Origin of the sequence: Methylobacterium sp. DB0501 (assembly GCF_011043735.1) — a bacterium.
Taxonomy (GTDB): domain Bacteria; phylum Pseudomonadota; class Alphaproteobacteria; order Rhizobiales; family Beijerinckiaceae; genus Methylobacterium; species Methylobacterium alsaeris.
The window spans coordinates 182458-190185 of sequence record NZ_JAAKGV010000019.1; the positions used below are offsets into that span (position 1 = coordinate 182458).

The 7728-nt window shown below is 71.7% G+C and carries 7 protein-coding genes; 3 read left to right on the forward strand and 4 right to left on the reverse strand.

What is annotated here, in order from left to right:
• Positions 1-40: 40 nt before the first annotated feature.
• A complete protein-coding gene (paaZ, locus tag G4G93_RS25570) occupies positions 41-2071 on the forward strand; it encodes a phenylacetic acid degradation bifunctional protein PaaZ (RefSeq protein ID WP_165088646.1) in 2031 nt (676 codons plus the stop codon).
• Between the two features lie 61 nt (positions 2072-2132).
• Here the strand turns inward: paaZ and G4G93_RS25575 are convergent, their stop codons facing one another.
• The 4 genes from G4G93_RS25575 to G4G93_RS25590 all read right to left on the reverse strand — a co-directional run bounded on the left by G4G93_RS25575 (position 2133) and on the right by G4G93_RS25590 (position 5746).
• Entirely contained in the window at positions 2133-3371 is a 1239-nt protein-coding gene (locus G4G93_RS25575; protein ID WP_165088649.1) for an FAD-binding oxidoreductase, read from the reverse strand.
• A gap of 5 nt (positions 3372-3376) precedes the next feature.
• The gene (locus G4G93_RS25580) at positions 3377-4273 is read right to left on the reverse strand and encodes a dihydrodipicolinate synthase family protein (protein WP_165088651.1); all 897 of its coding nucleotides are present in this window, start codon (positions 4271-4273) and stop codon (positions 3377-3379) included.
• Between the two features lie 130 nt (positions 4274-4403).
• On the reverse strand, positions 4404-5132 hold the full coding sequence (locus tag G4G93_RS25585; RefSeq protein WP_165088654.1) for a GntR family transcriptional regulator: 729 nt from the start codon (positions 5130-5132) through the stop codon (positions 4404-4406).
• A 62-nt stretch (positions 5133-5194) separates the two neighbouring features.
• The gene (locus G4G93_RS25590) at positions 5195-5746 is read right to left on the reverse strand and encodes a cupin domain-containing protein (protein WP_165088657.1); all 552 of its coding nucleotides are present in this window, start codon (positions 5744-5746) and stop codon (positions 5195-5197) included.
• Positions 5747-5899: 153 nt separating this feature from the next.
• Between G4G93_RS25590 and G4G93_RS25595 the strand changes: the two genes are divergently transcribed.
• Together G4G93_RS25595 and G4G93_RS25600 are read left to right on the forward strand one after the other, a co-directional pair.
• Positions 5900-7231, forward strand: coding sequence for an aspartate aminotransferase family protein (locus tag G4G93_RS25595; RefSeq protein WP_165088659.1), 1332 nt, complete (start codon positions 5900-5902; stop codon positions 7229-7231).
• Between the two features lie 147 nt (positions 7232-7378).
• The coding region (locus tag G4G93_RS25600; RefSeq protein WP_165088662.1) for an aldehyde dehydrogenase family protein at positions 7379-7728 on the forward strand (350 nt) is incomplete at its 3' end.

Sequence of the window (7728 nt, forward strand, 5' to 3'; positions counted from 1 at the left end):
CGGTCGGTCAATAATGAGCGGACAAGAACAGGAGGACGCCATGCGGCTGGAAAGCTACGTCCAGGGACGCTGGATCGCGCCGGGGGGAGACTGGACCGGCATCCGCAGCGCCGTGACCGGCGCGGTGGTGGCGGAGGTGGGCGGCGGCGGTGTGTCCATGGGGGACGTGCTGGACCATGCCCGCCGGGTCGGCGGTCCGGCGTTGCGGCGCCTCACCTTCCACCAGCGCGCCGAGATGCTGAAGCGGCTGGCGGCCTTTCTCAACGAGCGCCGGGACGGGCTCTACGCCCTGTCGCACCAGACCGGCGCCACCCGCACCGACAACCTGATCGACATCGATGGCGGCATCGGCACCCTGTTCGTCTACGCCTCGAAGGGGCGGCGCGAATTGCCGAACGCGACCTTCCTGATCGACGGGGCGGTGGAGCCGCTGTCGCGGGGCGGCAGCTTCGTCGGGCGCCACGTGCTGAACTCGCGGACGGGATGCGCCGTCCACATCAACGCCTTCAACTTCCCGTGCTGGGGGCTGCTGGAGAAGCTCGCACCCGCGATCCTCGCCGGCGTGCCGGTGGTGACGAAGCCCGCCACGATCACGGCCTACGTCGCCCACGCGCTCGTGCGGCTGATCGCCGAGTCCGGCATCCTGCCCGAGGGCGCGCTGCAATGCGTGGTCGGCCCGACCGGCGACCTGTTCGATCACCTGACGGGTCAGGACGTGGTGTCGTTCACCGGCTCGGCCGAGACGGCGCAGATGCTCCAGCGCCACCCCGTCATCGCCCGCGAAGCGGTGCATTTCGTGGCCGAGCGCGACTCGCTCAACGCCGCGATTCTGGCCCCCGATGCGGGGCCGGGAACGCCGGAATTCGACCTCTATATCCGGGAGGTCGCGAAGGAGATGACCGTCAAGGCCGGGCAGAAATGCACGGCGATCCGCCGGGCGCTGGCGCCCCGCGCCCATGTCCCGGCGGTGATCGAGGCCCTGAGCCGGCGCCTGGCTTCGGTGCGGATCGGCGATCCGGCCCGCGAGGACGTGCGGATGGGGCCGGTGGTCGGCCTGGCGCAGCGCCGCGACGTGCTGGCCCGGGTCGAGGCGCTGAAATCGGAGGCCGAGCTGGTCTTCGGCGACCCGGCCCGCGTCGCGGTCGAGGGCGCGGATGCCGAGACCGGCGCCTTCCTGCCGCCCCTGCTGCTCCACTGCGCCGACCCGCTCCGCGCCCGGCAGGTGCACGCCCTGGAGGCCTTCGGCCCGGTCTGCACAGTCATGGGCTATGACGGGCTGGAGGACGCCGCGACGCTCGCCAATCGCGGCGAGGGCAGCCTCGTCGCCTCGCTCTACACCCACGATCCGGCGACGGCGGCCGAGCTGGTCTTCGGTGTCGGCCCCTATCACGGCCGCCTCGTCGTCATCGACCGCGACTGCGCCAGGGAGCAGACCGGTCACGGCTCGCCGATGCCGCACATGATGCATGGCGGTCCCGGCCGGGCCGGCGGCGGCGAGGAGCTGGGCGGCGTGCGGGCTTTGTCCCACTACATGCAGCGCACGGCCCTCCAGGGCTCGCCCGCGATGCTGAGCCGGATCACGCAGAGCTGGATCAAGGGCGCGCCGGAAGACATTCGCCCCGAGCACCCGTTCCGCTGCCACTTCGAGGACCTGGAGGTCGGCCGCAGCTTCCACTCGGCCGAGCGCGTGATCACGCTCGAGGATATCGAGCATTTCGCTGAATTCACCGGCGACACCTTCTATGCCCATATGAGCGAGGAGGCGACGAAGGGGCACCCGTTCTTCCCCGGCCGGGTGGCGCACGGCTACCTGCTCCTGTCCTTCGCCGCCGGCCTGTTCGTCGATCCCGATCCGGGCCCGGTGCTGGCCAATTACGGGCTCGACAGCTTGCGCTTCCTCAAGCCGATCCAGCCCGGCGAGGCGATCCGCGTGCGGCTCACCGCCAAGGAGAAGTCGCCGCGCAACGCGCAGTACGGCGAGGTGCGCTGGGACGTGGAGATCCGGACGGCGACGGGGGAGACGGCCGCGACCTACGAGCTGCTGACGATGAACGCGATGCGGGCGGCGTGAGGGGCTGCCGAGACGCGCGCGGGCCCCCCTCCCCCTCTGCGGGGGCGGGTTTGGGCGCGTCTCACCCGAACCGCCGCGCGCCCAACGCCTGCGCCACCTCCGGCTTTCGTCCCGCCAGCAGATCCGCCACGATCCGCCCGGTCCCGGCGCTCTGCGTCAGCCCGAGATGGCCGTGGCCGAAGGCGTAGATCACCCGGGGGCTCGCCCGCGACGGGCCGATCACCGGCAGGCTGTCGGGAAGCGACGGCCTGAACCCCATCCATTGCCGGCCGCCCTCGGTGCGCAGGCCCGGCAGGAAAGCGGCGGCCTTGCGCAGCATCGCGTCGGCGCGGGCGAAGTTCGGCGGGCGGTGGAGGCCGCCGAACTCGACGGCGCCGCCGACCCGCAGGCCGGTGGCGAGCGGCGTCACCACGAAGCCGTGGCCGCCGAAGGTGAGCTGGCGGCGCAGATCGAAGGCGCCGGGCGGCAGCGTGGTGTTGTAGCCGCGCTCGGTGTCGAGGGGCACCCGATCGCCGAGGCGGCGGGCCAGCTCCCGCGACCAGGCGCCGGCGGCGAGCACGCAGGCCTCGACGTCGCGCGACGTGCCGTCGGCGAGGGTGAGGCGCACGCCGTTGCCCTCGGGCGCGATGCCGCGCACCTCGCCCGTCGTGAGCATGGCGCCCTTCGCCATGGCGGCGGCGTGGAGCGCCAGGGCGAAACGGTGCGGATCGTCCACCGTCATCCAGTGGGGCGTGAAGGTGCCGGCGACGAATCGGGGCGACAGGCCGGGCTGCAGCTCCGCGAGGCGCGCGCCGCGAACGTGCTCGAAGGCGATGCCCTCGCGCTCCCGCGCGGCCCAGCCGGGCGCGGCGGCGGCCAGCTCCGCCTCGCTCTCGTAGAGTTCGAGGTTGCCGTCGCGGCGCAGCCGGCCCGTGAGGCCGGCGGTCTCCACCATCGCCGCCATGGCCTCGGCGGCCAGCCGCATCAGGCCGGATTGGACCTGCGTCGCGTGGCGGTGCCGGTCGGGCAGGCTGGCGCGCCAGAAGCGCAGCAGCCACGGCGCGATCCGCGGCAGGTAGGCCGGCGGCAGCGCCAGCGGCCCGAGGGGATCGAGCATCCAGCGCGGGGCACGCCTCAGGATGCCCGGCGAGGCGAGCGGCAGCACGTCGGTGAAGGCGAGCGCCCCGGCATTGCCGAAGCTCGCCCCCTCGGCGACGCCGCCGCGCTCGATCAGCCGCACCCGCCAGCCTTCGGCGAGAAGATGGTGGGCGCAGGCGAGGCCGACGATGCCGGCCCCGACGATGGCGACCTCGCGGGCCAAGGCCGTTACGCCGCCAGCTTCAGGGACGGGCGGCGCTCCAGGGCGGTGCGGACGATCGCCTCGACGGCGGCCCGGCGCTCGCCCGAGAGGGGCTTGCGCGGCGCGCGGACGTGCTCGGTCGAGCCGATGGCCAGCGCCTCGGCGAGCTTGATGTTCTGGACCAGGAAGGTCGAGACGTCGAGGTCGAGGAGCGGGCGGAACCAGCGGTAGATCTCGAGCGCCTCCGCGGTGCGTCCGGCCTTCATCAGCCGGTAGATCGCCACCGTCTCGTCGGGGAAGGCGACGACGAGGCCGGCGACCCAGCCGACCGCGCCGACGCTGAGCGCCTCGAAGGCGAGGTTGTCGACGCCGGTCAGCACCGCGAAGCGGTCGCCGAAATGGTTGATGATCTCGGTGGTGCGGCGGATGTCGTCGGACGATTCCTTGATGGCAACGAAGCGCTCGTCGCCGGCCAGCCGCTCCATGATCCGGGGCGTCACGTCGACCCGGTAGGCGACGCGGTTGGAGTAGATCATCACCGGCAGGTCGCCGGCGGCCGCGACGGCGCTCAGGGTGGCGACGGTCTCGTCCTCGTCGGTGTGGTAGATCGGGCTCGGCACCACCATCAGGCCGGAGGCGCCGGCCTTGGCGGCCTTCGCGGCCAGCGCGCAGGCCTCGCGGGTGCCGGCCTCGGAGACGGTGAGCAGCACGGGCTTGCCCTTGGCGACCGATTGCGCGGTCTTCAACACGGCGAGGCGCTCGTCGGGCGACAGCATCGGGCCCTCGCCGAGGGAGCCGCAGACGATGAGGCCGTCGCAGCCGGCCTGCATCTGGAGCGAGAAGCAACGCTCCATCTCGGCATGGTCGAGATCACCGTCCGGGGTGAACTTGGTGGTGACGGCAGGAAGGACGCCTGTCCACATCGGGTTAGTCTCCTCTCCAGGCTTCTTCGAATCGCGGGACTGCGAATGCGCGGCCACGGATCCGCCGCGCCCAGGACGCTCGCCCCTTCGCGGCTCTCGATTCGTAGATTGTATAAAATATGCGATCGGATCAAGCGGGAGATGCGGCCGAGCGGCGATAAATCTCGACGAGCGAGCGCCCGGCATGCTCGACATGGATCCGCAGGAGATTGGCCGCCGCCACGATCTCGCCCGCCTCGCACAGGTCGAGGATGGTGGTGTGCTCCATGTCGGCGCGGGCGACGTCACCGGTGACGGAGAGTTGCAGCCGGGTCGGGCGGTCGCAATCCTGGAGCAGGCCGGCGATGATCGACAGCGAGCGCGGCCGCCCGGCATGGCGCAGGAGGCCGAGATGGAAGCGCCGGTTCAAGTCGCCCCAGAGCTCGATCCGGCCGGCGTCGAGAGCCGCGCCGTACTCGTCGCGCAAGGCGCGCAACTCCGAGAAATCCTCCGGCGTCAGGTGGCGGGCCGAGAGGATCAGCAATTGCGGCTCGAGCGAAACGCGGAGCTGGAAGATGTCCTCGATCTCCTCGACCGAAAGCCCCGAGACCACGGCGCCGCGATGCGGCACGATCTTGACGAGGCCGCCGGCTTCGAGCTGCAGCAGCGCCTCGCGGATCGGGATCCGGCTGATGCCGAATTCCTCCGCCAGCGCGTCCTGGCGCAGCTGGAAGCCGGGCGCCAGGGCGCCGGAGAGGATGCGCTGGCGCAGGGCCTCGGCCACCGCCGCCGAGACGGTGCGATGGCGAAACCCCTGCGGCGGGGTCTGAACGCCCGCCGGCGGGGCCTGGACGCCCTTCGCCCGTGCCGTCACCGCCATGATCCCGCTCCCTCTCGCCCAAACTGGTGCATATTGTATACGATAAAGCAGGTTCGAGCGACTCAGAAGGTCGGCGGCGTGCAGGCGCTCACCACCTCGCACGGATGCGGCCCGACGCAGCGGAAGCGGTGCGGCCGGCGGCTGGAGAAGTAATAGGCGTCGCCGGGGCCGAGCACGCGGCGCTCGTCGTCCACCGTCACCTCCAACCTGCCGGAGAGCACGATGCCGCCCTCCTCGCCGTCATGGACCAGGGGCACGCGGCCGGTATCCGCGCCGGGCTCGTAGCGCTCCTTGAGCAATTGCAGCGCGCGGCCGAACAGGGTGTCGCCGACCTGGCGATACGAGATCCGGCCCTTGCCGATCTCGACCAGTTCCTCGCCGGCATAGAACGCCTTCTCGGTCCGCTCCGGCGCCAGCGAGAAGAACTCGGCGAGCCCGATCGGCACCGCGTCGAGGATGCGCTTGAGGGCGCCGACCGACGGGTTGGTCTGGCCCGATTCGATCAGCGAGATGGTGGAGTTCACCACGCCGGCGCGCTTGGCCAGCGCCCGCTGCGACAGGCCGTGCAGGATGCGGACGTGGCGCAGGCGCGCCCCCACCTCGTCGTTGGCCACGCCGGTTCCCCTGTTGAGGCTGTTGCGGATCGGGCAACACCTTAGCGTGGGAGCCAGGTGTCTCAAAGGGTTGCGCTGGGGCAGAAAAGGACTTGTTGGCCGTTCCGGAACGGTCTTGTCTGGCGGCACCCGCGCCCCAGAAGGATCCCCGCCATGAACGCCCATCCGCCGCGCCTCAACCGCCCGAGCCTCGACGCCTACTGGATGCCGTTCACGGCCAACCGCCAGTTCAAGGCCGCGCCCCGCCTGCTCGTCTCGGCCGAGGGCATGCATTACACCACCGACGACGGCCGCACGGTGCTCGACGGCACCGCCGGCCTGTGGTGCGTCAATGCCGGCCACGGCCGCCGCCGCATCGCCGAGGCCGTCGAGCGCCAGCTCTCGACCCTCGACTACGCGCCCTCGTTCCAGATGGGCCACCCGATCGCCTTCGAATTCGCCGAGCGCCTGGCGGCCATCGCGCCGGGCGGCGCCCTCGACCGGGTGTTCTTCACCGGCTCGGGCTCGGAATCGGTCGACACCGCGCTCAAGATCGCGCTCGCCTACCAGCGCGCCATCGGCCAGGGCACCCGGACCCGGGTGATCGGGCGCGAGCGCGGCTATCACGGCGTCGGCTTCGGCGGCATCTCGGTCGGCGGCCTCGTCAACAACCGCCGGATGTTCCCGCTGCTGCCGGGCGTCGACCACCTGCGCCACACCCACGACCTGTCCCGCAACGCCTTCGTGCAGGGCCAGCCCGAGCACGGCGCGGAGCTGGCCGACGACCTCGAGCGGCTGGTGGCGCTGCACGGCGCCGAGACGATCGCCGCGGTGATCGTCGAGCCGGTGGCGGGTTCGACCGGCGTGCTGGTGCCGCCGAAGGGCTACCTGGAGCGCCTGCGCGAGGTCGCGACCCGCCACGGCATCCTGCTGATCTTCGACGAGGTCATCACCGGCTTCGGCCGCCTCGGCGCGCCCTTCGCCACCGACTATTTCGGCGTCACCCCGGACCTCGTCACCACCGCGAAGGGCCTCACCAACGGCACGATCCCGATGGGCGCGGTCTTCGCCACCCGCGCCGTCCACGACGCGCTGATGCACGGGCCGGAGGGCGCGATCGAGCTGTTCCACGGCTACACCTATTCGGGCCACCCGGTCGCCTGCGCGGCCGGCCTCGCCACCCTGGAGATCTACGCGGAGGAGGACCTCCTCACCCGCACGACGCAGGTCCAGGCGCAGTGGCACCAGGCGATGCACGCGCTGCGCGACTGCCCGCACGTGATCGACATCCGCACCATCGGCCTCATCGCCGGCATCGAGCTCGAGCCCCGGGCCGGCAAGCCGGGGGCACGGGCCTACGACGTCTTCACCGACTGCTTCGAGAAGGGGCTCTTGATCCGCGTCACCGGCGACATCATCGCCCTGTCGCCGCCGCTGATCGCGGAAGCCGGGCACATCGACACGATGGCCTCGATGCTGGGCGAGGCCTTGCGCCGGGCGGCGTGAAAATCCCCCTAGAGGAAGCGACACCCTCCCTGTCATCCCGGGGCTCGGCTGCACCGAACCCCGGGATGACCCTGAGATCTACGATCGAAGCGCGGCTCGACCGCGAGCGCGGACTCTCGCGTCTCATCACCGGACTCGACTATCCTCATGATCACCATCGGACATTTCGTCGGCGGCAGCCAGATTCCGGGCCGCTCGGGCCGCACCGCGCCGGTCTTCAACCCGGCCACCGGCGAGCAATCGGGCACCGTCGCGCTGGCGAGCGCCGACGAGGTCGGGGCGGCCGTCGCCGCCGCCCGGCGCGCCTTCCCGGCCTGGGCCGCGACCCCGCCGCTGCGCCGCGCGCGCATCCTCAACACGTTCCTGCGCCTGCTGGAAGAGCGCATCGACGTCCTCGCCGCGGTGATCACCGCCGAGCACGGCAAGGTCCTCTCCGATGCCAGGGGCGAGATCCAGCGCGGCATGGAGGTCGTCGAGTTCGCCACCGGAGCCCCCCA

Coding starts and splice junctions, on each gene's coding strand:
- G4G93_RS25580 (WP_165088651.1), bottom strand. CDS start 4,273: ATGTGGACAGGCGTCCTTCCTGCCGTCACCACCAAGTTCACCCCGGAC.
- G4G93_RS25585 (WP_165088654.1), bottom strand. CDS start 5,132: ATGGCGGTGACGGCACGGGCGAAGGGCGTCCAGGCCCCGCCGGCGGGC.
- G4G93_RS25595 (WP_165088659.1), top strand. CDS start 5,900: ATGAACGCCCATCCGCCGCGCCTCAACCGCCCGAGCCTCGACGCCTAC.
- paaZ (WP_165088646.1), top strand. CDS start 41: ATGCGGCTGGAAAGCTACGTCCAGGGACGCTGGATCGCGCCGGGGGGA.